19 protein-coding genes, 1 tRNA gene, 1 other RNA gene and 1 riboswitch are annotated in these 25,216 nt (G+C 72.9%); of the genes, 11 read left to right on the top strand and 10 right to left on the bottom strand.

The annotated features are described in order from the left end of the window. Positions 1–250: 250 nt before the first annotated feature. From purD to ffs, 3 genes are all read right to left on the bottom strand, one after another. Positions 251–1,504 (bottom strand): phosphoribosylamine--glycine ligase, encoded by a 1,254-nt coding sequence (gene purD / locus OHT61_RS16995; RefSeq protein ID WP_329039358.1) that lies wholly within the window; start codon positions 1,502–1,504, stop codon positions 251–253. A 160-nt stretch (positions 1,505–1,664) separates the two neighbouring features. Continuing rightward, positions 1,665–3,965 (bottom strand): DNA polymerase III subunit gamma and tau, encoded by a 2,301-nt coding sequence (locus tag OHT61_RS16990; RefSeq protein ID WP_329039356.1) that lies wholly within the window; start codon positions 3,963–3,965, stop codon positions 1,665–1,667. Positions 3,966–4,046: 81 nt separating this feature from the next. Continuing rightward, an RNA gene (gene ffs, locus OHT61_RS16985) (signal recognition particle sRNA small type) lies at positions 4,047–4,141 on the bottom strand. 133 nt (positions 4,142–4,274) lie between these two features. Here ffs and OHT61_RS16980 point away from each other — a divergent pair. The 3 genes from OHT61_RS16980 (at position 4,275) to OHT61_RS16970 (ending at position 5,522) form a co-directional block, all read left to right on the top strand. Further along, positions 4,275–4,362: transfer RNA gene (locus OHT61_RS16980), tRNA-Ser, on the top strand. Positions 4,363–4,887: 525 nt separating this feature from the next. After that, positions 4,888–5,103 (top strand): type II toxin-antitoxin system VapB family antitoxin, encoded by a 216-nt coding sequence (locus tag OHT61_RS16975; RefSeq protein ID WP_329039355.1) that lies wholly within the window; start codon positions 4,888–4,890, stop codon positions 5,101–5,103. Beyond that, complete coding sequence (locus OHT61_RS16970) at positions 5,100–5,522, top strand: PIN domain nuclease (RefSeq protein WP_329039353.1); 423 nt, start codon at positions 5,100–5,102, stop codon at positions 5,520–5,522. The genes OHT61_RS16975 and OHT61_RS16970 overlap by 4 nt, the downstream gene beginning before the upstream one ends. 390 nt (positions 5,523–5,912) lie before the next feature. On the opposite strand, the gene OHT61_RS16965 is transcribed toward OHT61_RS16970, so the two are convergent. Both OHT61_RS16965 and OHT61_RS16960 read right to left on the bottom strand, forming a co-directional pair. Then, positions 5,913–9,128, bottom strand: a complete 3,216-nt coding sequence (locus tag OHT61_RS16965; protein ID WP_329039351.1) for an FG-GAP-like repeat-containing protein — start codon at positions 9,126–9,128, stop codon at positions 5,913–5,915. A gap of 188 nt (positions 9,129–9,316) precedes the next feature. Continuing rightward, on the bottom strand, positions 9,317–9,949 hold the full coding sequence (locus OHT61_RS16960) for a glyoxalase (RefSeq protein WP_329039350.1): 633 nt from the start codon (positions 9,947–9,949) through the stop codon (positions 9,317–9,319). Between the two features lie 172 nt (positions 9,950–10,121). Here OHT61_RS16960 and OHT61_RS16955 point away from each other — a divergent pair, with 172 nt between their 5' ends. Together OHT61_RS16955 and OHT61_RS16950 are read left to right on the top strand one after the other, a co-directional pair. Next, a complete protein-coding gene (locus tag OHT61_RS16955; protein ID WP_329043294.1) occupies positions 10,122–10,691 on the top strand; it encodes a PadR family transcriptional regulator in 570 nt (189 codons plus the stop codon). After that, entirely contained in the window at positions 10,678–11,478 is an 801-nt protein-coding gene (locus tag OHT61_RS16950) for an SGNH/GDSL hydrolase family protein (RefSeq protein WP_329039348.1), read from the top strand. The genes OHT61_RS16955 and OHT61_RS16950 overlap by 14 nt, the downstream gene beginning before the upstream one ends. Positions 11,479–11,681: 203 nt before the next feature. On the opposite strand, the gene OHT61_RS16945 is transcribed toward OHT61_RS16950, so the two are convergent. Continuing rightward, positions 11,682–12,158: an RrF2 family transcriptional regulator gene (locus tag OHT61_RS16945; RefSeq protein WP_329043292.1), complete on the bottom strand. Its 477-nt coding sequence runs from the start codon at positions 12,156–12,158 to the stop codon at positions 11,682–11,684. A 151-nt stretch (positions 12,159–12,309) separates the two neighbouring features. On the opposite strand from OHT61_RS16945, the gene OHT61_RS16940 reads away from it, so the two are divergent. Beyond that, positions 12,310–13,044 carry an SDR family oxidoreductase gene (locus OHT61_RS16940; RefSeq protein ID WP_329039346.1) on the top strand — a complete coding sequence of 245 codons (735 nt, stop codon included), beginning with the start codon at positions 12,310–12,312 and terminating at the stop codon, positions 13,042–13,044. A 164-nt stretch (positions 13,045–13,208) separates the two neighbouring features. On the opposite strand, the gene OHT61_RS16935 is transcribed toward OHT61_RS16940, so the two are convergent. Then, positions 13,209–14,126, bottom strand: coding sequence for an SDR family oxidoreductase (locus tag OHT61_RS16935; RefSeq protein ID WP_329039344.1), 918 nt, complete (start codon positions 14,124–14,126; stop codon positions 13,209–13,211). Positions 14,127–14,212: 86 nt separating this feature from the next. Here OHT61_RS16935 and OHT61_RS16930 point away from each other — a divergent pair, with 86 nt between their 5' ends. After that, on the top strand, positions 14,213–14,785 hold the full coding sequence (locus OHT61_RS16930; RefSeq protein ID WP_329039343.1) for a TetR family transcriptional regulator: 573 nt from the start codon (positions 14,213–14,215) through the stop codon (positions 14,783–14,785). A 143-nt stretch (positions 14,786–14,928) separates the two neighbouring features. Here the strand turns inward: OHT61_RS16930 and OHT61_RS16925 are convergent, their stop codons facing one another. Next, complete coding sequence (locus OHT61_RS16925) at positions 14,929–15,678, bottom strand: IclR family transcriptional regulator (RefSeq protein WP_329039341.1); 750 nt, start codon at positions 15,676–15,678, stop codon at positions 14,929–14,931. Between the two features lie 85 nt (positions 15,679–15,763). After that, positions 15,764–19,363 carry a cobaltochelatase subunit CobN gene (cobN, locus tag OHT61_RS16920; RefSeq protein WP_329043291.1) on the bottom strand — a complete coding sequence of 1,200 codons (3,600 nt, stop codon included), beginning with the start codon at positions 19,361–19,363 and terminating at the stop codon, positions 15,764–15,766. Positions 19,364–19,453: 90 nt separating this feature from the next. Next, positions 19,454–19,528: riboswitch (cobalamin riboswitch) on the bottom strand. A gap of 161 nt (positions 19,529–19,689) precedes the next feature. On the opposite strand from cobN, the gene cobG reads away from it, so the two are divergent. From cobG to OHT61_RS16905, 3 genes are all read left to right on the top strand, one after another. After that, positions 19,690–20,988 (top strand): precorrin-3B synthase, encoded by a 1,299-nt coding sequence (gene cobG / locus OHT61_RS16915; RefSeq protein WP_329039340.1) that lies wholly within the window; start codon positions 19,690–19,692, stop codon positions 20,986–20,988. Positions 20,989–21,073: 85 nt separating this feature from the next. Next, positions 21,074–21,700 carry a precorrin-8X methylmutase gene (locus OHT61_RS16910; protein WP_329039337.1) on the top strand — a complete coding sequence of 209 codons (627 nt, stop codon included), beginning with the start codon at positions 21,074–21,076 and terminating at the stop codon, positions 21,698–21,700. Positions 21,701–21,702: 2 nt separating this feature from the next. Continuing rightward, entirely contained in the window at positions 21,703–23,244 is a 1,542-nt protein-coding gene (locus OHT61_RS16905) for a precorrin-2 C(20)-methyltransferase (protein WP_329039335.1), read from the top strand. A gap of 61 nt (positions 23,245–23,305) precedes the next feature. Here the strand turns inward: OHT61_RS16905 and OHT61_RS16900 are convergent, their stop codons facing one another. Continuing rightward, positions 23,306–24,058: a cobalt-precorrin-6A reductase gene (locus OHT61_RS16900; RefSeq protein ID WP_329039333.1), complete on the bottom strand. Its 753-nt coding sequence runs from the start codon at positions 24,056–24,058 to the stop codon at positions 23,306–23,308. 17 nt (positions 24,059–24,075) lie between these two features. Here OHT61_RS16900 and OHT61_RS16895 point away from each other — a divergent pair, with 17 nt between their 5' ends. Further along, the gene (locus OHT61_RS16895) at positions 24,076–25,194 is read left to right on the top strand and encodes a cobalt-precorrin-5B (C(1))-methyltransferase (RefSeq protein WP_329039332.1); all 1,119 of its coding nucleotides are present in this window, start codon (positions 24,076–24,078) and stop codon (positions 25,192–25,194) included. Positions 25,195–25,216 lie beyond the last annotated feature (22 nt).

Here is a 25,216-nt window from a genome sequence, read left to right as displayed (position 1 = left end):
ACTGACATCGCAATGCCGGTGGGCCAAGTGCCGGAACGCTTGCGCCGCACCCTAGTTGGGGGCTCGGCAGCCGTCATCCGGATGGCCGAGCCGTCACCCGATGGAATGGCTTTGGGCAAAGCTGCTGACGCGCGGGCGAGCAGGGGTCCGGTGATACCCGCGAACGCGCCGGTGCAATCCGCCGGGCACCGGACGCGCCTGTGCCCGGCGCCTCGCGGGAGGGCCGGGCACAGGGACGGACGGGTACGGCTCAGGCCTCCTCGGCGGCCTTCCGCGCGATGTCCGTACGGTGCTGGGAGCCGATGAGCCGGATGCGGCCGAGCGCCGTGTAGGCGCGCTCACGGGCCTGCGTGAGGTCCTTGCCGGTGGCCGTCACGGAGAGCACGCGCCCTCCGGCGCTGACCACCGCGTCGCCGTCCTGCCGCGTGCCGGCGTGCAGGACGAACGCGTGGGGCGCATCCTTCTCCGCGACGTCCGCGAGCCCTTCGATCGGATCCCCGGTCCGGGGCGTCTCCGGATAGTTGCGCGAGGCGATGACCACGGTGACCGCGGCGTCGTCGTGCCACGTCAGAGCGGGTACGGCGTCCAGGGTGCCGTTGGCGGCACCGAGCAGGACACCGGCGAGCGGGGTCTTCAGCCGGGCCAGGACCACCTGGGTCTCCGGGTCCCCGAAGCGGGCGTTGAACTCGATGACCCGCACTCCGCGCGAGGTGATCGCGAGACCCGCGTACAGCAGTCCGGAGAACGGTGTACCGCGTCGGCGCAGCTCGTCGACGGTCGGCTGCAGAACGGTCCGCATGACCTCGTCGACCAGCTTCGGGTCGGCCCAGGGGAGCGGCGAGTACGCGCCCATGCCGCCGGTGTTCGGGCCCTCGTCGCCGTCCAGGGCGCGCTTGAAGTCCTGGGCGGGCTGGAGGGGCAGCACCGTGGTGCCGTCGGTGATCGCGAAGAGGCTGACCTCGGGACCGTCGAGGAACTCCTCGATGACGACCCGTTCGCAGGCCAGGGCGTGGGCACGGGCGGCTTCGACGTCCTCCGTGACGACGACGCCCTTGCCGGCCGCCAGACCGTCGTCCTTGACGACGTACGGCGCTCCGAAGGCGTCGAGCGCCTCGTCGATCTCGGCGGGCGTCGTGCAGACGTAGCTGCGGGCCGTCGGGACGTTGGCACCGGCCATGACGTCCTTGGCGAACGCCTTGGAGCCCTCCAGGAGCGCGGCCTCACGGGACGGGCCGAAGCAGGGGATGCCGGCCGCGCGGACGGCGTCGGCGACACCGGCGACGAGCGGCGCCTCCGGACCGACGACCACCAGCCCGGCGCCCAGTTCGGTGGCGAGGCGCGCGACGGCGTCGCCGTCGAGCGCGTCGACCGGGTGCAGTTCGGCCACCTCTGCGATTCCGGCGTTGCCGGGAGCGCAGTACAGAGCGGTGACATCGGGGTCGAGGGAGAGAGAGCGGCACAGGGCGTGTTCGCGGGCGCCGCCGCCGATGACGAGGACCTTCACGGGATGCAGCCTAGCCGCCGGGGGCGAAGGGCCTCGACGGGCTCCGCTCCGTGGACGTGGCCGGGGACGGGACGCGGAGTGCCGACCCGGCACGGGCGGGTGTCCGCGGACGGTGCACGGTTCGCAGGCGGGACGACGGGCACGCGGGTGCCGTCCGGCCTCAGTCGTTGGTGAACTCCTCGACAACCGTGGCCCCCAGCTCGCGGACGATCAGGTCGTGCCCGGACAGCGCGGAGTCGACCAGGTCGGGATCGTCCGCCTCCGCGGTGTCGTCCTCCGGCGCGACCGGCCGTGGAGGCTCGGGGGCCGCCCGGTCGTAGGAAGACGGCTCGGGGCGGCCCTGCTCCTGCTGCGGGGCCTGCTGCACGGGCGGCGGGCCCTGCTCGGCGGGGGCGGGCCGGGGTTCGTAGGCGGGAGCCTGCGGCGCCGAGGGGGGCTGGTACGGGGCGGCCGGCGGCCGGCCCCCACCTCCGCCGCCACCGGACTGCGGCGGCATGCCGCCGCCGGACGGGTCGACGACCGCGTCCACACGCCAGTTGGCGTTGAACTGCTGGGCCAGCGCCTGCCTCAGCACCTCCTCGCTCCCGCTGCTCGTGAAGGTGTCGCGCGCCCCGGCGTTCAGGAAGCCGATCTGCAGGGTGCTGCCGTCGAAGCCCGTGACCTGGGCGTTCTGGCTGAGCAGGATCCAGGTGAAGCGGCGGCGGTTCTTCACGGCCTCCAGGATGTCCGGCCACATGGTGCGGACCTGGGCGGCGCCCTGAGCCGTGCCGGGGGCCGCCGGCGCAGGTGCCGGGGCCGCCGGGGCGGGAGCGGGAGCCGATGCCGCCCGGTCGGGCGACGGAGCGGGCGGCTGCGCCTGCGGGACGCCACCGCCGGGCGCGGAAGCCGTCGGCCAGCCGCCGGGGCGACGAGCCGCTTCGCCCCCGCTGCCGGCTCCGGCCGCGGCGGGCCATGCTCCGGGACGCTGCCCGGCCTGGGGCTGCTCGGCGGCCGGGGACTGCTGGGCGGCCGGGGGCTGGTGAGCGGCCGGGGGCTGCTGCTCCGGGGGCTGCTGGGCGGCCGAGGGCTGCTGCTCCGGGGGCTCGTACGGCGCGGGGGGCCGCTGGACGGCCGGGGGCGCCACGGCCTCGGCGGCGACGGGCGCGGCCGGCGGCATGCCGGCGGGAGCCCCGCCCTGGGCGTCGCCGCGGACGGCGGCACGGGCGGCGGCCGGGCCACCCGGCATCCCCGCACCGGCTCCATGGGCGTCCGGCCCCGGGGCGTACCCCATGGCGGGGCCGGGTCCCGCGGGGACGAAGGACGCCGCACCGCGCTCGAGCCGGTCCAGCCTGGCCTGCAGCGAACGCTCGTCGTCGAAGGCGGCGGGCAGCAGGACCCGGGCGCAGATCAGCTCCACCTGGAGGCGGGGCGAGGTCGCCCCGCGCATCTCCGTGAGGCCCTCGTTGACCAGGTCGGCGGCACGGCTCAGCTCAGCGGCGCCGAAGACGGAAGCCTGGGCCTGCATCCGCTCCACCACGTCGGCGGGGGCGTCGATGAGCCCCTTCTCGCCGGCGTCGGGCACGGCGGCGAGGATCACCAGGTCGCGCAGCCGCTCCAGCAGATCGGCGACGAAGCGCCGGGGGTCGTTCCCGCCCTCGATCACGCGGTCCACGACCTCGAAGGCGGCGGCCCCGTCGCCCGCCGCGAAGGCGTCCACGACGGAGTCCAGCAGGGACCCGTCCGTATAGCCGAGAAGAGAGGTCGCCATGGCGTATGTCACACCGTCGTCGCGTGCGCCGGCGAGGAGTTGGTCCATGACGGACATCGAGTCACGCACGGATCCGGCGCCCGCCCGCACCACGAGGGGCAGCACACCGTCCTCGACGTTGCTGCCCTCCTTGTCGCAGACCTCCGCGAGGTAGCCGCGCAGCGTCCCGGGCGGCACGAGCCGGAAGGGGTAGTGGTGCGTACGCGAACGGATCGTGCCGATGACCTTCTCGGGCTCCGTGGTCGCGAAGATGAACTTGAGGTGCTCCGGCGGTTCCTCGACGACCTTCAGCAGGGCGTTGAACCCCGCCGGGGTGACCATGTGGGCCTCGTCGATGATGTAGATCTTGTACCGGCTCGACGCCGGACCGAAGAAGGCCTTCTCCCGCAGGTCACGGGCGTCGTCCACGCCACCGTGGGACGCGGCGTCGATCTCGATGACGTCGATCGACCCCGGCCCGTTGCGCGCCAGGTCCCGGCAGCTCTGGCACTCTCCGCAGGGTGTGGGCGTGGGGCCCTTCTCGCAGTTCAGACAGCGGGCGAGGATGCGCGCGCTGGTCGTCTTTCCACAGCCGCGCGGCCCGCTGAACAGGTACGCGTGGTTGACCCGGTTGTTCCGCAGGGCCTGCTGCAACGGGTCAGTGACATGCTCCTGACCGATGACCTCGGCGAAGGACTCGGGGCGATAGCGGCGGTACAGCGCAAGGGACGACACACATACGAGGTTATCGGGGCGCACCGACAACCGGGCCCGCCCCGGACCGGCGCCCCCGGCGGGACACCACACCCCGGGCACGCAAGGGCCCCCCACGCACCCGCCAGAGCCGACCTACCCTTGCTGCCTTCCGGCCCTGGGGGAGTTCAGTCAGATAGCGCCACGTGAGGGGCTGACGCCCACCTTAGCCGATCCCCGCCCCCTGCCGTCCACCCGCTCCCCCACGACGATCCGGCCGGAGAGCCCTCCGGAACGATCTACGGGGAACGTGTTCGCGAGCACCCCCTGGCGTCTTGTATTGTTTGCCGCGGAGGATTCGCCTAGTGGCCTAGGGCGCACGCTTGGAAAGCGTGTTGGGGGCAACCCCTCACGAGTTCGAATCTCGTATCCTCCGCCATTGCTCTCACCGGGCAATACGTCGAAGGGCCCCGCAGCTTGCTGCGGGGCCCTTCGACGTTGGTGGTCTAATCAGCGCCTCAACGGGACTCCGCGGGACCCTCCGGTCCCGATGCCCTCGGCATCCTGCAGCCACTCCCACTCGGGCTGCCGCACGACGTTCGTCGGCAATGCCAGGAGCGCGCGCGCTTCGCGCGTCCCGTCCGTCCCCGGAGGCCGGCGAGCAGCGATCAGGCCTGAACAGTGGCTGATGGTGCCTTCACCTTGTAGGCGAAGATCACAAGAAGCCTCATTTCTGGTGCAGACAAGGGCCTTCGGGACGGCAAGCCTGGACCTGGCCATGCAGGAAGTCGCGCTCGTCGTCGGCGCTACCGTGCAACACGGGTCGGCCGGGAGGCGCCCCTGCGTGGTGGTCCAGCTCAGCACCCTGAGTGACCCCTGTCGTGGCGCTCACCAGAAGCTTGCCCGTGGTAGATACCTATTGAGATATACTCGGCGTACGAGATGATATCACCGGAGGTGCTCGATGAGCCGCACAGTGATCGACCTTGACGACGAACTACTGGCCGCCGTAGCTCAGGCCCTGGGTACCGGCACCAAGAGGGAGACGGTCAACAGTGCGCTGCGCGAGGTACTCGAGAACCGCCGACGGGCTCTCGCTCTCACTCGGCTGCGGGCCGCAGCGGGCGGGGGAGGCTTTGATCTGGATGTCTTCGCGGACAAGAGGGAATACCGGCGGTGAGCGCGGCACAGTTCCTGATCGACACCAGCGCGCTCGCTCGATTCTTCCGCGACGACGCCGAACAGTACGGCTGGGACCAGGCTGCCACGGCAGGGCTCATCGCGACGTGCCCTATTACCGAGCTGGAGTTCTTCTACAGCGCCCGCTCCGCCGCAGACCGTGCGCGCGGCGTCGAGGACATGCGGCTGCTGTTCGGTTGGGTGCCCGTCGATGACCGCGCATACGACCGCGCCTGGCAGGTTCAAGAGCTACTGACCCAGCGTGGTCAGCACCGCAGCGCGGGAGCTGTTGACCTCGTCGTCGCCGCCACCGCAGAACTCCAGGGGCTGACCCTCCTGCATCGCGACCACGACTTCGCATGCATCGCTGCGATCACCGGCCAGGCCATGCAGTGGTACGGCCCGGAGGCCGGTAAATGAACACGTGCCCGGTCTCAGTTCTGGTCTCATCCACACGCGCACACCACAGTTCGGCAAGCCTGTAACCGCTGGTTCTGCCCGCAGGTCGGCATGCCCCCTGATCGTCCCCGTACCGCCGGACGAGCGTGTGGAAAGCGTGTTGGGGGCAACCCCTCACGAGTTCGAATCTCGTATCCTCCGCCATTGCTCTCACCGGGCAATACGTCGAAGGCCCCGCAGCTTGCTGCGGGGCCCTTCGACGTTGGTGGATCCTGCGCAGTGCGGGGCACGAGGGCCTCCCGGGCCGGTGTGGACGTCGCACTCCGCACCGGACCGGCAGGCCCTCACTCAGGATTCGGATCCCAGGGCGGTGATCACTGTCACCGCACCCGCCCTCCGTTGGCAGAACGCCTAGCGGACGCTGGCGAAACTCTTCCAACCGGTGCCGATCTTGGCACCGGAGCCGATGCCACCGGTGCCGTTGCCGGCATACCGGTACAGGTCACCGGTCGTGGTGCGGCCGAGAATGTCGTCCTTGCCGTCGCCGGTGAGGTCGCCGATGCCGACGAAGTCGGCCATGCCGCCCCAGCCAGAGCCGATCTTCGTGCCGGACGAGATGGTCCCCGTGCCGGTCCCGTAGTAGCGGTAGAGGTCGCCGTTCGTGGTGCGGGCGACGAGGTCCGCGTGTCCGTCACCGTTGAGGTCACCCGCGCCGACGATGGTGAGGCTCTTCCAACTGGTGCCGATCCGGCCGGTGCGCGTGAAGCCCCCGGCGCCGGTCCCCGCGAACAGGTACAGGTCACCGGTCGCGGTCTGCCGGGCCACCAGATCCGGGATCCGGTCGTTGGTGAGGTCGCCCGAGTAGGTCAAACCGTCGAAGGCCGCCCAGCCGCTGCCGATCTTCGTGTACGGGGCTTCCGGAGTGACGGCCATGCCGCGCTCAGGGGAATAGCGGTACAGGAAGCCGTCCTTGTCCGCGACCAGGGTGTCGTTGGCGCCGTCGCCGACGGCATCGCCGAAGGGGACGAGGGCCGAGGTGGTGGGCCAGGTACCGCCGGCAGTCTTCGCCGACACCGTCCCTGAGGCATTGCCCTGGTAGACGAGCAGGGATCCGTCGGTACCGCGGGCGTACAGGTCCGGGTACCCGTCCTCGCCCACGTAGTCACGCCGCACAGCGGCACCGCCGGTCACCGCCACCGTCCCAAGGGTGGAGGCGTCCGACTTGACGCCGTCCGCGGGCTTCGCGGTCAGGGTCCAGGAGTAGGCCCCGTTCGGGACATACCTCCCGGTCGCGTCCTTGCCGTCCCACGACGGTGCCACCTGCCCTCGGGCCTCTCCGCCGGACAGTGTCCGTACGGTCTGCCCGGTCGCCTTGTCCACCAGAGTCAGCACCCACGACCCCGCCGGCTTCGAGAGCCACCAACGCGGTTTCCAGGGACCCGCCTTGATGTCCAGTGCGGGCGTGTCGGAGTCGATGACGGCGATCTGGGAGGCAGGTACGCCGGACGGGACGACCCGCACCCGACGGTCCGCGCCCGTGTAGGCGACGTGCCCGCCGAATCGGTCGACGGTCCACCCGGAACGGCGAACGGTCCGGTTGCCGAGCTCGGCGGCGGTGGCCACCAGGCGCTGGGGCAGATCCGCCTCCTTGCCGCCGGCCGGGAGACCGTTGTGCAGGTCGAGGAGGGTGAGGCCCGCGGCGTCCGAGCGGTGGACCAGGTAGCCGTCGCCGAGCAGTGTCTCGTCGGGCCCGAGTCCGAGGGACGTCCTGGACTGCAGGTCGTAGACGCCTGCGCCCTTGAAGGCGTGCCAGTAGTCGCTGCACCGCCAGTACACCCAGCGGCCCACGGCTTGCAGGTCGCTGGGGACGCAGCCCGCGTCGAACGACGCACCGGCAGCGCCCGTCGACAGGTTCTTCGCCTCCACCCGGGTCGACACGCCGGAACTGGTGTTGTCCCACCGGCCGACGGCGCTCCACAGTGTGTCGCCCCAGACCGAGGTTGCCACCGGGTCCCGCTTCAGAACTACGTTCCCGGTGGTGGAGTCCTTGAAGTGGAGGACAGCCTGCTGCCCGCCCCAGCCCTGGTTCACGACGCCGAAGCGGCCGGAAAGGTCCACGAGTTGCGGGCTGCCGAGCCCGGAGGTCACTTGCGGGCCCCATGGAGCTGCACCGTTCCGGTAGAGCACGGTGGCGTCCTGTTCGGTCGAGGCTTTGCGTCCATGGTGACCGTCGCCGCTCGCGAACATCGTCACGCAGTAGGCGTCCTCGCTGCTGCCGCAGTCGTCGTCCCGGCCGGACACGACGCCGTCGACCGTCGAGTCGAGTTCCTCAGGACGGCCGGCGGTCTTCAGCCAGGTGCTCCGGTAACCGCCGATGGTGGTGGCGGGGCCGTAGTGCTTCGAGTCGTCGGCCGTGGTGAGGATGCCACTGCCCAGCGAGATGCCGGCCGGTTCGGCCTCCCGGTCCTCGATGTCCGCCAGGCGCTTGCGGGTGACCGTGCCGTCCGCGGCGAGGCTGAAGAGGTAGTAGCCCCAGTCGAGCGCGCCGTAGGTGGTGCGCTCTTCCGCGCCTGCCAGCAGGAGCGAGCCGTCGGGCGTCCGGTGCACCGAGGGCGAGGCCACGGCCAGCAGGGACTTCCAGCTCCCCGTGGCATCCCGCAGGACGAGTTGGTTACCCCGGTATTCGCCGTTGCCGTCGTTGGGAGGGGCCACGGTGACGAAGCGGTCGCCGAGGGGCCGCACGACGTCGTTGTACGAGGCCACGTCCCGCAGGTCGACGGTGGTCGGCTCCGCTTCCGGATCGTCGCGGCGGTACACCTGGGCGGTGTCTCCTGACGGAGCGCCGACGTGGAAGATCGTGTCGCGGTCGAAGGAAACGCTTTCGCCCCTCGTGGACAGGGTTTTCACGCTGCCGGTGGCGAGGTCGACGACCCACCACCCCTGGGACATGTGGGAGTCCTCCCACTTGATGCCGCGGACCGCGATGGACCGGGCGTCGCCCTCGCTGACGGAGAGGTCCCACCCCTCCGGCAGGCCTTCCAGTCTCCGGTCCCTCACCTCGCCGTCCTCCAGGTGCAGGAGGTGCAGGCTGGTCACGGCCTGCTCGGCTCCGGTCCGGGTGAGGACGGTGTCGCCGTAGGTCGCGACGTACGCCTGTCCCTCCGGAATCACCACGGTGGTCTCCGGTCCGTCGCCGGCCCGCTGTTGGAGCGTCACGTGCGGTGCGGGGGAGTCCGCGTAGACCGCGACGGTGTCGGAGCCGTGGCCGAAGTCCGGCGGGTACCGGGTGAATCGGAAATCGTCCACGTCGTAGGTGAGCGGCTCGGACAGCCGGTGGTCGGCGACGGTCGTCGCACCGGTGGCGTAGTCGATCCATCGAAGGCGGTCGTCGCCCTCCTGCGCGGTGAGGAATCCCGTCTCACCGGCGTTCAGGATGATGGTGGCGCGGGGCACGAAGCGTGCACCCGGGCTGATGACGACGGGACCGGCGGATGCGCCGGGGGTGTCGGCGACAGCCGACCCCGCAGCAGTGCCGATGCCGGCGGTCACGGTGAGCGTGACGGTGAGAGCGATACGGCCGAGCACGCGCTGCCGGCGCCCGGCCCGTCTTTCCAGCGGACGAATCATGAAAGGAGCCCCTCCCCAAGATGATCGCTGCAGGGGGGGCGCTTACGGAACCGCCGCTCGATCCCCGCGCGAGAGGGCGACAGTACCAGGAGGGCCACAGCGAACGCCCTCTGATTTCGAACCTGTTCAAGAGTCGCCCTCGACGCAGACCCCCCGGGGCCAGCAGCCCTCCCCCGGCCCGCGTCCGCTCAGGCCCGCACCGCCTCCCAGGCGAATCCGTCCGGGTCGGTGAACGGCCCGCCGGCCCCACCGATCGTGATCCCGTGCGGCCCCGTGCCCTCGGGGGCGACCCCGGCGTCCTTGGCCAGGGCCTTGCGGCCGTAGAGCCCGAGCTTGAGCGGGCTCGCGGGGGTGTCGAAGTCCACGTACTTGCGTCCGAAGCTCTTCCCCACCGTGAAGCCCTGACCGACGTAGAACTTCTTGCTCGCGACGACGTCGTCGACTCCGAGGAGGAGCACCACCTGGTCGATCTCCGAGGTGGCGGGGCCCTTGTCCTTCTTCGCCGAGGTCGCGATCTTCCAGAGCGCGCCGTCGGGGGCCCGGACGACACCGCCGTAGCCCCAGAGCGATTTCGTGGCGGGCTTCGTCGTGGTCGCACCTGCGGTCAGGGCCGCTTCGACGAGGCGGTCGACGCCCGAGGGCTGGGACACGGTGAGCGACAGCGTGAAGCCGCGGAAGCCCTCCGCGGGTGTGTCCGAGGCCCGGACACCGACCAGGGACTCGAGCCCGAAGGCGTCGGAGTAGAAGCACGCGGCGGCGGTCGGGTCGGCCGCGTCGAGGAAGACGGAAGCGATGGAAGCCGTGGAAGCCGTGGAAGTCATGGAACCGACGCTAAGTCCGGTTCCGGCCGCGCGCTTCTCGATTCCTGACCGATGCGGTGGCGGCCGCTCCTCGCACGCCGCGGCCGTCGGACCCGCCCTTGCCCTAGTCAGAAAACTGACTATTCTTGTCGATGACTACATGACGGGAACGACCCTGCGGGTGGGAGGTCCGGTGGCACTGCGGCACGCGGTGCTGGCTGCGCTCCTGGACGGCGAGTCCAGCGGGTACCAGCTGGCCAAGACCTTCGACGTCGGCGTCGCGAACTTCTGGCACGCCGTGCCCCAGCAGCTCTATGCCGAGCTGGCCGAGCTGGAGCGGAGAGGGCTGGTCGCCGGCCGCCAGGTGATCCAGGAGAGCCGGCCCAACAAGCGGCTCTTCCATGTCACCGAGGCCGGTCTCGCGGAGCTGGAACGCTTCGCCGCCGACGCGTCCAGACCCTCCTTCATCCGGGACGACCTGCTCGTCAAGGTGCAGGCCGCCGATCACATCGACACCGCACCGGTCGTCCTGCAGCTGCGCGAGCGGGCCGCCGCGGCCGAGGCCAGGATCGAGCTGCTCGGAAAGGTCCTCCTCCGGCTGCGCGGCGACGCCTCCGAGGAGGAGTACCTGCGTACAGGGGACCGCATCGGGCCGTATCTGACGTGCCTGCGCGGGCTGTCCTTCGAACGGAGTCACCGGGACTGGTGCCTGCACACCGTGGGCGCACTCGAGGAAAGGCGGACCAGCCGTGCCGAACGGTGAGTTCCTGCGGTACGTCGCACTGGGCGACAGTCAGACCGAGGGCGTCGGGGACGGCGACGACGCGACCGGGCTGCGTGGCTGGGCGGACCGGCTCGCGGAGCACATCGGCGCTTCGGAGCCCCGCCTGCGGTACGCCAACCTGGCCGTACGCGGACGGGTCGCCGGGCAGGTGCGCGCCGAGCAGCTGGCGCCCGCGCTGGCCCTCCGCCCCGACCTGGCCACCGTCGTCGCGGGTGTCAACGACCTGCTCCGGCCGAAGTTCGACGCCGCGGGAGTCGCCGGGCAGCTCGAGGAGATGTTCGCCGCGCTCACGGCATCCGGGGCGCGCGTGCTGACCCTGACCTTCCCCGACGTGGCGAAGATCGCCCCCGTCGCCCGCCCGGTGCGGGCCCGGGTGTTCGACATGAACGACCGCATCCGCGAGGCGGCGGCCCGGCACGGTGTCGTGCTCGCCGACGTGGCCCTGCTGCCCGTGGCCACCGACCCCCGGCTGTGGAGCGAGGACCGCCTGCACGCGAGTCCGCTCGGCCACGCGCGGATCGCCGCGGCGGCCGCCCACGCCCTGGGGCTCCTCGGCGACGACAAGAGCTGGGCCCAGCCCCTGCCGCCCCAGGAGCTTCCCTCCCGACTGCACGCGGCGGGGGCGGAACTCCGCTGGGCGGCCGGCTTCCTCGGCCCGTGGATCGGGCGGCGGCTGCGCGGACGGTCCTCGGGCGACGGTCGCAGCGCGAAGCGCCCCGAACTGCTGCCTCTGGAGGGCGGGTCGCGGGCTTCCGCATCCTCCTGAGGCCCTGCCGGGTTCGGAGTTCTCCGAGGCCGCCCCGGGCCGATACCCGCGGCCCGCCTCGCCGTGATGCCCGCGGCCGCCTCACGGAGATGCGGCCGGCCGGCTCCCGGCCAAGCGCACGTACCGCCGTAGTGGCCCCGCGGCGGTGAGGCGCTGCGACGACACCGTGCACGCTTCCGGGACGGAGCGCCCCCGCCGTCGGGTCAGGAGTCCCTGTCCGCCAGCCAGTTGCCGATGCCCGCCATGGCCTGCGGACCGTAGTCCGCCTCGACGTCACGGGCGAGGTCGGCGATCGTGACCGCCGCGAGCGACGCGCGCCACGCGGACTCCGCCGCCCCCATCGTGCGGGCGATCGCGCAGGGGGTGGTGCAGGCGGCCGCAGGCGTCGCCAGGGGACCTCGCTGCCTGATCTCCGTGCAGACGAAGGCGGGTGCAGGTCCGTCCACGGCCTGGACGACGTCGAGGACGGTGATCGTCTCCGGGGGCCGGGTCAGGGCGTAGCCGCCGGACTTCCCCTGGGTGGAGTGGATCAGCCCCGCGCGCGCGAGGGCCTGGAGCTGCTTCGCGAGGTAGCTGCCCGACACGTCGTGCAGCTCGGCCAGGCGCGCGGCGGGGACCGGCTCGCTGCTCGTCGTGAGCACGGTGCAGCAGTGCAACGCCCATTCGACTCCACCCGACATCTTCACCACTTCACAGTACCTTCCGATACCCGGATAAGCCTTGTCCGAGTATTGTCTCGGACAAGAGTTATCCGAGTTTGAGGCGTAGAGTGTTGCGGAGCCGGGCATTACCGGCATATCGCCCATTCATCCATGCCAGGGAAGGTACGACATGAAGATCGCAGTGCTCGGCGGAACCGGACTCATCGGTTCACAGGTGGTCCGGGATCTCCAGGCGGCCGGACACGAGGCGGTGCCGCACTCGCAGTCCACCGGCGTCGACCTCATCAGCGGGGAGGGCCTGCAGGCCGCCCTGGAGGGGGTGGACGCCGTCGTCAACGTGACCAACTCACCCACCTTCGACGAGGCCTCGTTCGACTTCTTCCGGACGACGATGGAGAACCTGCTCGCCGCCGCCCGGGAGCAGGGCGTCGGACACGCGGTGGTGCTGTCCATCGTGGGCGTCGACAAGGTGCCCGAGCTCGACTACTACCGCGCCAAGGTGCTCCAGGAGGACCTGCTCAAGGCCGGCCGGGTCCCGTACTCGATCGTGCGCGCCACGCAGTTCTTCGAGTTCATGGACTCCGTCATGTCCTGGAGCGCGGACGAGGAGACCGTCCGGCTGCCCGCCACCCCGATCCAGCCCATCGCGGCCGCGGACGTGGCTGCGATCGTCGCCGAGGTCGCGGCGGGCCGCCCCCTTCAGGGGACCCTCGACATCGCGGGCGCCGACACGTACACGCTCGACGAGCTCGGCGGCATCACGCTGGCCGCACGGGGCGACAAGCGCACCGTCGTCACGGACGGCTCGGCGGGGATGTTCGGCGCCGTCCAGGGGGACGCGATCACCGCGGGACCCGACGCGCGCATCGCCCCGACCCGCTACCGCGAGTGGCTGGCGCGCTGACCCACCAGGACGCGGCCTCCCGGACCGGTGGCCGGCACGCCACCACCGGGGGTTGCGCCCCCGCTTCCCGCCCCGGGACCCCGGTCGCGTCCGGCCCCCGGGACCCCCGTCGCGGCCGGCCCCCGGGACCCGGACGCTCGGCGCGCGGCAGGAAGCAGCAGCCCTCAGGCGTCGGCGGCCTTGAAGTAGTGCCCCGCGTCGAGGTCTTCGAGGAGACCGGGCCGGGTGGGGCGCCAGTCCAGCAGCTCACCGGTCAGCGCGTGCGACGCGGGCGCGTCGGCACCGAGGAAACCGGCCAGCCAGCCGAAGTGCGCCGCGGCGTCCTCCGGAGCCACGGACACCACCGGTACGCCCAGGTGGCGGCCGATCACCTCGGCGATGTCCCGGATCGCGACGCCCTCCTCGGCGGCGCCGTGCAGGACCGACCCGGCGGGCGCCTCGTCCACCGCCAGCCTGAACAGCCGTGCCGCGTCGAGGCGGTGGACCGCGGGCCAGCGGTTGGCACCGTCCCCGACGTGACCGGAGACGCCCTTGGCGCGGGCGATGCCGACCAGGGTGGCCATGAAGCCGTTGTCCCCTTCGCCGTGGCAGGTGGGGGCGAGCCTCACCACCGAGGAGCGGACACCCCGCGCGGCGAGGCCGAGCGCCGCCAGGGAGGTGGCCGCGCGGACCGCGGCCGGTGAGCCGTCGATCGTCGGCATGTCCCGCTCCGTCGCCGTCCGTCCCGGTGCGAGACCGGCCAGCCCGGAGGCCAGGACGAACGGCTTTCCGGAGCCGGCGAGCGCGTCACCGAAGGTGTCGACGGCACGGCGGTCCGCCTCGGCGGCACCCTGGAAGTCGCCGCTGAAGGCGATGTCGTGCTTGAAGGCGAGGTGGACGACCCCGTCGGACGCCTCGGCCGCGTCTCGCAGGACGTCGAGGTCGTCGACGGTGCCCCGGACGACCCCGGCCCCGGCCTCGGTGAGCGCGGCGGCGGAGGCGTCGGACCGGGCGAGCCCCGTCACCCGGTGTCCCGCGCCGATGAGTTCGGGTACGACGGCGGAGCCGATCCAGCCGGATGCTCCGGTCACGAAGATGCGCATGGGAGAACCTCGAAACTCTCGATGTCAGTGCCTGTCATCAACGCTAACACCTGATGTCAGGCACTGCCATCACGTAGGATCGGCCCATGGGTAGATGGGAGCCGGACGCGCGCGGCCGCCTGGCGCGGGCGGCGCTGGAGCTCTACAGCGAGCGCGGGTTCGAGCAGACCACCGTCGCGGAGATCGCCAAGCGGGCCGGCCTCACCGAGCGGACCTTCTTCCGGCACTACGCGGACAAGCGGGAGGTGCTGTTCGACGGCACCGGCCTGCGGGACCTGCTCGTCGGCGCCGTCGCCGACGCCCCGCGGACGGCGGCGCCCGTCGAAGCGCTGGCGGTGGGCCTCGACGCGGTCTCCGGGATGTTCACCGGCCGGTGGGCGTACGCACGCACCCGTCAGGCCGTGATCATGGCGAACGCGGAGCTCCAGGAGCGCGAGCTGATGAAGCTGGCCTCACTGTCCGCCGCCCTCGCCGAGACCCTGCGCCACCGCGGCGTGGCGGAAGCGGCAGCGAGCCTGACGGCCGAAGCGGGCATCGCCGTGTTCAAGGTCGGTTTCGAACGCTGGGTCGGTGACTCCGAGGAACGCGACATGTCCCGCCTGATGCGCGGCCTGCTGGACGACCTCGGGGCGCTGACGGCGGGCGGAAGCGGCACGTAGGGCGCAGCCGCCGCACGGGTCCGCACCCGTGCGGCGGGCCGACCCACAGAGCCGGTACGCCGCCCGGGTCCGCACCCGTGCGGCGGGCCGACCCACAGAGCTGGTACGCCGTCCAGCCGGTGCGCGGTGCCCCGCCGGCGCTCTCAGCCGCCGCCGAAGGACAGGCTCCTGCTCACGCGCTCCGCCGAGGCCAGCAGGCTCTCCCTGACCTGCCTCGTGCGGTACATGCGGTCCGCCCGGAACGAGACGCCCAGCGACCCTAGCTTCGTGCCGTGGTAGACGGGCACCGCGATGCACACGGTCCCCAGGTCGTACTCCTCGCGGTCCATCATCACCGGCGTCGACATCGACGATTCGAGCTGCCGCAGCAGATCCTCCCGGTGGGTGATCGTGCGCGGGGTGAGGTCGGGGAGTTCGTGCCGCGCGAGGTAGTCACCCCGCGCCTCGTCGTCCAGCTCACGCAGGACGCACTTGCCGAGGGCCGTCGCGTGTCCGGCGTCCTCGAACCCGACCCAGAGGTCGACCTTCGGGGTCTGCGGCCCGTCGACGATCTCGGCGATCCGGATCTCGCCCTCCTCGTAGAAGGTGAGGTAGGAGGCGGCCGACACCTCGTCGCGCAGCGAGGCGAGGGCCGGGCGCACCGGGTCGACCGAGGGCCCCGAGCCGTTGCCGTGCAGTCTGTCGCTGAGGATCAGGCCGCCGTCGTCGAGCCTGCGGAGGTAACCGTCGTCGACGAGTCCCCGCAGCGCTTCCAGGGCCTCGTCCAAGGGCAGCCCGGCCTCGCGCGCGAGCTGCTTCGCGGGCGCGCCGCCCTCGTGCGCCGCCACGGCCTCCAGCAGGCGGAACGCGTGCTGGACACCCGTCATCGGCGTGTGGTCCGCCGGATCACCCATGCCACCAGGGTGAACCCTGGGCGCCGGGGCGGCAAGGCAGGACCGCGGGGACCCGGCCGGAGCCCTGCCCGGCCGGGTGCCTGCCTCAGTCCTCGCCCTCCAGGTCGCCTTCCGTCTCCAGGAAGACCTTCCGCAGGGCGTCGAGGACCGCAGGGTCCGGCTTCTCCCACATCCCCCGGGACTCCGCCTCCAGAAGGCGTTCGGCGATGCCGTGGAGCGCCCACGGGTTGGCCTGCTGGAGGAACGCGCGGTTCGTGGGGTCGAGGACGTACGTCTCGGTCAGCTTGTCGTACATCCAGTCCGCGACCACGCCGGTCGTCGCGTCGTACCCGAAGAGGTAGTCGACCGTGGCGGCCAGCTCGAAGGCTCCCTTGTAGCCGTGGCGGCGCATCGCCTCGATCCACTTGGGGTTGACCACCCGGGCGCGGAAGACCCGGGACGTCTCCTCGACCAGCGTGCGGGTACGGACGGTCTCCGGGCGGGTCGAGTCGCCGATGTACGCCTCGGGGGCGGTGCCCTTCAGCGCGCGTACGGTCGCGACCATGCCGCCGTGGTACTGGAAGTAGTCGTCCGAGTCCGCGATGTCGTGCTCGCGGGTGTCGGTGTTCTTCGCCGCCACGGCGATCCGCTTGTACGCGGTCTCCATCTCGTCCCTGGCCGGACGGCCGTCCAGCTCACGGCCGTAGGCGTAACCGCCCCACACCGTGTACACCTCGGCGAGGTCGGCGTCCGTGCGCCAGTCGCGGGAGTCGATGAGCTGGAGGAGTCCGGCGCCGTACGTCCCCGGCCGGGAGCCGAAGATGCGGGTGGTGGCGCGCCGCTCGTCGCCGTGTTCGGCCAGGTCGGCCTGGGTGTGGGCGCGCACGAAGTTCTGCTCGGCCGGCTCGTCGAGCGAGGCCGCGAGGCGCACGGCGTCGTCGAGCAGGCCGATGGTGTGCGGGAACGCGTCGCGGAAGAAGCCGGAGATGCGCAGGGTGACGTCGATGCGCGGGCGGCCCAGTTCCTCGTACGGGATCGCCTCCAGGCCCGTGACCCGGCGCGAGGCGTCGTCCCAGACGGGGCGGACGCCGAGCAGGGCGAACGCCTCGGCGATGTCGTCGCCGGCGGTGCGCATCGCGCTGGTGCCCCACAGGGACAGGCCGACCGAGGTGGGCCATTCGCCGTTGTCGGCGCGGTAGCGCTCCAGCAGCGAGTCGGCGAGGGCCTGGCCGGTCTCCCAGGCGAGCCGGGAGGGGACGGCCTTCGGGTCGACGGAGTAGAAGTTGCGGCCGGTCGGCAGGACGTTGACCAGGCCGCGGAGCGGGGAGCCGGACGGTCCGGCGGGCACGAAGCCGCCGTTCAGCGCGTGGACCGCGTGGTCGAGCTCGTCGGTCGTCGCGGCCAGGCGGGGCACGACCTCGCGGGCGGCGAAGCCGAGGATGTCGGCGACGGCCTGCGGGTGCCCGGCGGCCACACCGGCGACGGCGGCAGCGTCCCAGTCCGCGTCGTCCATCGCCTGGACGAGCGCGCGGGCCAGCTCCTCGGTCTCGTCGGCGGCGGTACGGGTGGCGGCCGACTCGTCGAGGCCCAGCGCCTCCCGCAGGCCGGGCAGGGACGCGGTGCCGCCCCAGATCTGCCGGGCGCGCAGCACGGCGAGGACCAGGTTGACGCGGTCCTTGCCGGCCGGGGCGCTCCCGAGGACGTGGAGGCCGTCGCGGATCTGGACGTCCTTGATCTCACAGAGCCAGCCGTCGAGATGCATGATGAACTCGTCGAAGCCCTCGTCCTCGGGCCGGCCCTCCAGGCCCAGGTCGTGGTCGAGCTTCGCGGCCTGGATGAGGGTCCAGATCTGGGCGCGGACCGCCGGCAGCTTGGCCGGGTCCATCGCGGCGATCTGGGCGTGCTCGTCCAGGAGTTGTTCCAGCCGGGCGATGTCGCCGTAGCTGTCGGCGCGGGCCATCGGCGGCACCAGGTGGTCGACGAGGGTGGCGTGCACGCGGCGCTTGGCCTGGGTGCCCTCGCCCGGGTCGTTGACCAGGAACGGGTAGACCAACGGCAGGTCGCCCAGCGCCGCGTCGGGACCGCAGGCGGCGGACAGGCCGGCGTTCTTGCCGGGCAGCCACTCCAGGTTGCCGTGCTTGCCGAGGTGGATCATCGCGTCGGCGCCGAAGCCGTTGTCCTCGGCGGAGGCGGCGATCCAGCGGTACGCGGCGAGGTAGTGGTGCGAGGGCGGCAGGTCCGGGTCGTGGTAGATCGCGATCGGGTTCTCGCCGAAGCCGCGCGGCGGCTGGATGAGGATCAGCAGGTTCCCGCGCCGCAGGGCGGCGAGCACGATGTCGCCCTCGGGGTTGCGGGAGCGGTCGACGAACATCTCGCCGGGGGCCGGGCCCCAGTGCTCCTCGACGGACTCGCGGAGTTCGGCGGGCAGCGTGGCGAACCAGCGGCGGTAGTCGGCGGCGGGGATGCGGACCGGGTTGGCGGCCAGCTGCTCCTCGGTGAGCCACTCCTGGTCGTGGCCGCCGGCCTCGATGAGCGCGTAGATCAGCTCGTCGCCGTCGCCGGACACCAGCCCCGGGATCTCCTCCTCGGGACCGAAGTCGTAGCCCTCCGCCCGGAGCCTGCGCAGCAGCGCCACGGCGCTGGCGGGGGTGTCCAGGCCGACGGCGTTGCCGATGCGGGAGTGCTTGGTCGGGTAGGCGGACAGGACGAGCGCGATCCGCTTCTCGGCGGCCGGGATGTGACGGAGCCTGGCGTGCCGTACGGCGATCCCGGCGACCCGGGCGGCGCGCTCGGTGTCGGCGACGTACGCGGGCAGACCGTCCTCGTCGATCTCCTTGAAGGAGAACGGGACCGTGATCAGCCGCCCGTCGAACTCCGGCACCGCGATCTGCGTGGCCGCGTCCAGCGGGGAGACGCCCTCGTCGTTCTCCTCCCAGGCCGCGCGGGAGCTGGTGAGGCAGAGCGCCTGGAGGACGGGGACGTCGAGGCCGGTGAGGGCGCCCGCGTCCCAGGACTCGTCGTCACCGCCCGCCGACGCGGTGGCCGGCTTGGTGCCGCCCGCCGCGAGGACCGTGGTGACGATGGCGTCGGCGGCCCGGAGGGTGTCGATGAGCTCGGGCTCCGGGGTGCGCAGCGAGGCGACGTACAGCGGGAGGGGGCGGGCGCCCGCGTCCTCCACGGCCGTGCACAGCGCGTCGACGAAGCCGGTGTTCCCGCTCATGTGGTGGGCGCGGTAGTAGAGCACCGCGACCGTCGGGCCGGTGACGTCCCTGGCCGTCCGCTCCAGCGGGCCCCACGCGGGGGCCGGGGCGGGCGGCTCGAAGCCGTGGCCGGTGAGCAGCACGGTGTCGGAGAGGAACCGGGCCAGCTGTTCCAGGTTGGCGGGGCCGCCGTGCGCGAGGTAGGCGTGCGCTTCGGCGGCGATGCCGATGGGCACGGTCGACGCGGCCATCAGCTGGGCGTCGGGGGCCTGTTCACCTGTCAGCACGACGACGGGGCGGCCGGTCGCCAGCACCTCGTCCAGGCCCTCCTGCCAGGCACGCACACCGCCGAGGAGGCGTACGACGACGAGGTCGGCGCCCTCCAGCAGCTGCGGAAGTCCGTCCGGGGCCAGCCGGGAAGGGTTGGCGTAGCGGTAGCTGACCGGTCCCTGCGAGGCGCGCGCGCTCAGCAGGTCGGTGTCGGACGTCGACAGGAGCAGGATCATGCGGCGTCGGCCCTTCCTCGGGGTGTCCACGCCCCGGGCAGTGTCGTCGGGTCTCCCCTGCCCGGCACGGAGACCGGGGGTTCGGGAAGGGAGTTCCTGACTCGCACGGCCGGTGGGCCGGGCTCACAGTGGCGGGACCGCGCCGGAATCACACCGGGCTTCCTCCCCTGTCGCCGTCTGGCGATGGCGGACCCGACGGACCGCCGCTAGGCATAGTAGGCGGCGGGTGGGGGGTGCTGACCAGACGGCCCCCACCCCGGCCGGGGCCGCGGCGGGTGTCCCGTAGGTCACAGTGACGGCAGGGACCCGCCCCGGTCACGGTGGGTATGCTCGCCGCCATGTCCGCCTCCCCCCTTACGCCCCGTTCGCCGGGCGACGCGCGTGCCCGGAGCAGTGATGACGCCTGCCCCGGAGCCCTGCGTCTGCACCGGGCGGACGACGGTGCGCTGGCGCGGATCCGGATACCCGGCGGGGTGCTGACACCCCGACAGGCATGGGCCCTGGGAAAGGCCGCCGGGCGTCTCGGCGACGGTGAGCTGCATCTCACCTCGCGCGGGAACGTCCAGCTGCGCGGGCTCACCCCCGGCTGCGGCGCGGAGCTGGCCGGGCTCCTGGACGCGGCCGCGCTGCTTCCCTCGGAGCGCCACGAACGCGTACGCAACGTGGTCGCCTCCCCGCTGTCCGGGCTTGACGGCGGCGGGGCCGCCGACGTCGGCCCCTGGCTGGCGGAGCTGGACCGCCTCCTCTGCGGGAGCGACCGTGCCACGCGCCTCTCCGGGCGCTTCCTGTTCGCCCTCGACGACGGCCGGGGCGATGTCGACGCCCTCGGCGCGGATCTCACCCTGATCGGCCTCGGCGCCGGCGCCGCACTGCGCGTCGGGTCCGCCGACACCGTCTTCCGCCTCCCGGCCGCCGAAGGGCCCCGCGCCCTGCTCGCCGCCGCCGGGGCGTTCCTGGACGCGGCCGACGGCACCGGCGCCTGGCGGGTCGCGGACCTGCCGGACGACGCGAAGGCCGCACTGCCCGACGAGGTCGTACGACGTCTGGGGCAGGCCGGCGTCACCACCTCGCCCGGCCGCCACCCCCGGCCCCTCGAAGCCCGCTCCCCCGAGCCGGGCCCGGTCCCGGGCGGCCCGCGCGCGACCGCGCTGTCCGTCGGCGTACCGCTCGGGCGGCTGGACCTGACCCAGTGGCAACTGCTTTCCGGCGCCGGGGGGATGAGGCTCACGCCGTGGCGCGGAGTGGTCGTCACCGGCGTCGCGCCCGGCGCGGCGGACGCCCTGGCGGGCACCCTCGCCGAGGCGGGCCTGATCACTGGACCCGGCTCTCCGTGGGCCGGGGTGGGCGCCTGCATCGGGCGGCCCGGCTGCGCGAAGTCGCTGGCCGACGTGCGGGCCCAGGCGGGGGCCGCCGTGGGACCGCCCGGACGGCTCCCGGTGTACTGGTCGGGCTGCGCACGCCGGTGCGGCCACCCGCGCGGCGAGTGGATCGACGTGGTCGCCACCCCGGACGGACACCGGATCTCCCACGTGCGGGGGGACCGGGCCGACGGGCCGGTGACGGTCCGGGACGACCCGGCCGCGCTGGCCGCCGCCGTGGCCTCGGCCCGGGGCTCCGGCGGCTGACGGCGCATCACCACCATTTCGTGTCAACCCCGTTCGACCCACCCCGTTCCCCGCAGAAGACGTAGAAGAAGAAAGCGACAGCACTGTGCACCAGTACGAGAAGGACGGACCGGCGATCTACCGCCAGTCCTTCGCCACCATCCGCGCGGAGGCGGATCTGGCCGGGCTGCCCGCCGACGTGAGCCAGGTCGCCGTCCGCATGATCCACGCCTGCGGCATGGTCGACCTCGTACGCGATCTCGCCTTCTCGCCGAACGCCGTGGCCGACGCGCGCGCCGCCCTCAGGTCCGGCGCGCCCATCCTGTGCGACGTCGCCATGGTCGCCAGCGGCGTCACCCGCAAGCGGCTGCCCGCGGACAACGAGGTCGTCTGCACCCTGTCCGACCCGGCCGTCCCCGCGCTCGCCGCGAAGCTCGGCACCACCCGCAGCGCCGCCGCCCTTGAACTCTGGCGGGACCGGATGGAAGGGGCCGTCGTCGCCGTCGGCAATGCCCCCACCGCGCTCTTCCGCCTGCTGGAGATGATCGAGGAGGGCGCCCCGCGCCCCGCCGCCGTCATCGGCGTGCCGGTCGGCTTCATCGGCGCGGCCGAGTCGAAGGACGCCCTCGCCGCCCACCCGTCCGGGCTCGAACACCTCGTCGTGCGGGGCAGGCGCGGCGGCAGCGCCATCGCGGCCGCCGCGGTGAACGCCATCGCCAGCGAGGAGGAGTGAGCATGCCCGAGCAGCAGGGGACCGCAGGCACCGGACGGCTGTACGGCGTCGGGCTCGGCCCGGGCGACCCGGCGCTGATGACCGTGCGAGCCGTGCAGATCATCGGCGAGGCCGACGTCGTGGCCTACCACTCGGCCCGGCACGGCCGCTCCATCGCCCGCTCGATCGCGGCGCAGCACATCCGCGCCGACCACATCGAGGAAGCCCTGGTCTACCCGGTCACGACGGAGACCACGGACCACCCCGGCGGCTACCGGGGCGCGCTCGACGAGTTCTACGAGCAGGCCGCCGCCCGGCTCGCGGCGCACCTGGACGCGGGACGCACCGTCGCCGTGCTCGCGGAGGGCGACCCCCTCTTCTACGGCTCGTACCAGCACATGCACAAGCGTCTCGCCGACCGCTACGACACCGAGGTCATCCCCGGTGTCACCTCGGTCAGCGCCGCCGCCGCCCGGCTCGGCACCCCGCTCGTCGAGGCCGAGGAGGTGCTGACGATCCTGCCCGGCACCCTGCCCGAGGAGGAGCTGACGGCGCGTCTGGCGGCCACGGACTCGGCGGTCGTGATGAAGCTGGGCCGGACGTTCCCCGCGGTGCGGCGCGCGTTCGAGGCGTCCGGGCGGCTCGCCGAGGCGCGGTACGTCGAGCGCGCCACCATGGCGGGCGAGCGGACCGGGGACCTGGCGGACACCGACGCGGACTCCGTGCCCTACTTCGCGGTCGCGGTGCTGCCCAGCCGGATCGACGCGCCCCGCCCCGAGCGGGCCCCGGGCTCCGGCGAGGTCGTCGTGGTCGGCACCGGACCGGCCGGACCGCTGTGGCTGACCCCCGAGACGCGGGGCGCCCTCGCCGCCGCCGACGACGTGGTCGGCTACACCACCTATCTGGACCGGGTGCCGGTCCGTCCCGGCCAGCAGCGGCACGGCTCCGACAACAAGGTGGAGTCCGAGCGCGCGGAGTTCGCCCTCGACCTCGCACGCCGGGGGCACCGCGTCGCCGTGGTGTCCGGTGGCGACCCCGGGGTCTTCGCGATGGCCACGGCCGTCCTGGAGGCCGCCTCGCAGGACGCCTACTCCGGCATCCCGGTGCGCGTGCTGCCCGGAGTGACCGCGGCCAACGCCGCCGCCGCCCGCGCGGGGGCGCCGCTCGGCCACGACTACGCCACGATCTCGCTCTCGGACCGGCTCAAGCCGTGGGAGGTCATCGCCGAGCGGCTGCGCGCGGCAGCGGCGGCCGACCTGGTCATGGCGTTGTACAACCCCGGCTCCCGCAGCCGCACGTGGCAGGTCGGCAAGGCCCGCGACCTGCTCCTCGAACACCGCTCCCCCGACACGCCCGTCGTGCTGGGCCGCGATGTGGGCGGCCCGTCGGAGAGCGTGCGCACGGTGCGGCTGGCCGACCTCGATCCGCTGGAGGTGGACATGCGGACGATCCTGATCGTGGGGTCCTCGCAGACCCGCTGGGTCCGGCGGGGAGACGGCCGGCAGATCGTCTGGACGCCGCGCCGCTACCCGCGGGACGCGGATGGACAGGGTCCCGCGGACTGACCGGGCCGTGATCCCGACCGGTCGCCACGGTCCGGCCACGGCCGGCGGGCCGGCCGCCGGCTCAGCAATCCCCGAGGACGGTCCGCAGCAGGTCCAGGGCCTCCTCCGGGGTCGCGGCCACCGGCACCCCGGCCGGGACCGGCGGGCGCCGGACCACGACCACGGGGATTCCCGCCTCCCGGGCGGCCGTGAGCTTGGGGGCCGTCGCGTCGCCGCCGCTGTCCTTGGTGACGAGGACGTCGATGCGGTGACGCCGGATCAGTTCGCGCTCGTCCTCCAGGGAGAACGGCCCCCGGTCCAGCAGAATCTCCATCCGTGGGGGGCACGGTGCCTCGGGGGCGTCCACCGAGCGCATCAGGAACCACAGCGCGTCCAGCTCCGCGAAGGCGGCGAGTCCCATGCGTCCGGTGGTGAGGAACACCCGTCGTCCCAGCTCCGGCAGCAGCCGCGCCGCTCCCGCGAGGGAGTCGGTGAGGTGCCACCGGTCGCCCTCCACCGGCACCCAGCCGGGCCGGCGCACGGCCAGGAGGGGAACATGGACGGCAAAGGCGGCGGAGGCCGCGTTGAAACTGATCGTTCCGGCGAAGGGATGGGTGGCGTCGATGACCGCATCCACGCGGTGTGCGCGGAGCCAGTCGGCCATGCCCTCGACGCCCCCGAAGCCGCCGATCCGGACCTCGCCCGGTGGCAGGCTCGGCCGGGCGACCCGGCCGGCCAGCGAGCTGGTGACCCGGGTCCCGTCCGCGGCCGACAGGGACTCCGCGATGCGGCGGGCCTCCGTCGTGCCGCCGAGGACGAGTACGTGCAAGGGCATCGGATCGGTCCATCCATATGAGCGGTGAGGCGCAGGGCGGGCGCGCCGCCCAACTCAAGCACACCGGTCTGCGGCCCGGATGGACGACCGGCGCCTGCGCGACGGCGGCGACGACGGCCGCGTACACGGCGCTGCTGACCGGCGAGTTCCCCGATCCGGTGACCATCACCCTGCCGAAGGGCCAGACCCCCGCCTTCGCCCTCGCGGTGGAGGAACTGGCGGACGGGCGGGCCACGGCGGGTGTGGTCAAGGACGCGGGCGACGATCCGGACGTCACGCACGGCGCCCTCGTACGGTCGACCGTACGGCTGCTGCCGCCCGGTTCCGGGGTGGTGTTCCGGGCCGGCCCCGGCGTGGGGACCGTGACGCTTCCCGGGCTGCCCCTCGACGTCGGGGAACCGGCGATCAACCCCGTCCCCCGCCAGATGATGCGGGACCACGTCGCACGGGTGGCGCGGGAGCACGGCGGCACCGGAGACGTCGAGATCACCGTCTCGGTGGACGACGGCGAGGAGATCGCACGTTTCACGTGGAACATCCGCCTGGGCATCCTGGGCGGCATCTCGATCCTGGGGACCACCGGCGTCGTGGTGCCCTACTCCTGCTCCGCCTGGATCGACTCGATCCGGCGCGGGGTGGACGTGGCACGGGCCGCCGGGCACCGGCACGTGGCGGGGTGCACGGGCTCGACCTCGGAGAAGACGGTGGTGGCGGAGTACGGCCTGCCGGAGATCGCCCTGCTGGACATGGGCGACTTCGCGGGCGCGGTACTGAAGTACGTGCGCCGGCACCCCGTGGAGCGGCTGACGATCTGCGGCGGGTTCGCCAAGCTGTCCAAGCTCGCCGCCGGTCACCTGGACCTGCACTCCGCCCGTTCCCAGGTCGACAAGCCCTTCCTCGCGCGGCTGGCCCGGCGGGGTGGCGCGAGCGAGGCACTGGCGGCGGAGATCGAGGTGGCCAACACCGGGCTCGCCGCACTTCAGCTGTGCGTCGCCGCCGGGGTGCCGCTCGGCGACCTGGTGGCGGCCGAGGCCCGGGACCAGGCGCTCTCGGTGCTGCGCGGGGCGCCGGTGGCGGTGGACGTGATCTGCGTCGACCGGGCGGGCACGGTCGTGGGGCGCAGCACGGTCCGCTGATCCGGCGGACCGTGCGCCCCGG

Origin of the sequence: Streptomyces sp. NBC_00178, from assembly GCF_036206005.1 — a bacterium.
Taxonomy (GTDB): Bacteria; Actinomycetota; Actinomycetes; order Streptomycetales; family Streptomycetaceae; genus Streptomyces.
The sequence above is the reverse complement of the archived record's forward strand: the minus strand, read 5'-3'. Positions and strand labels throughout refer to the sequence as shown.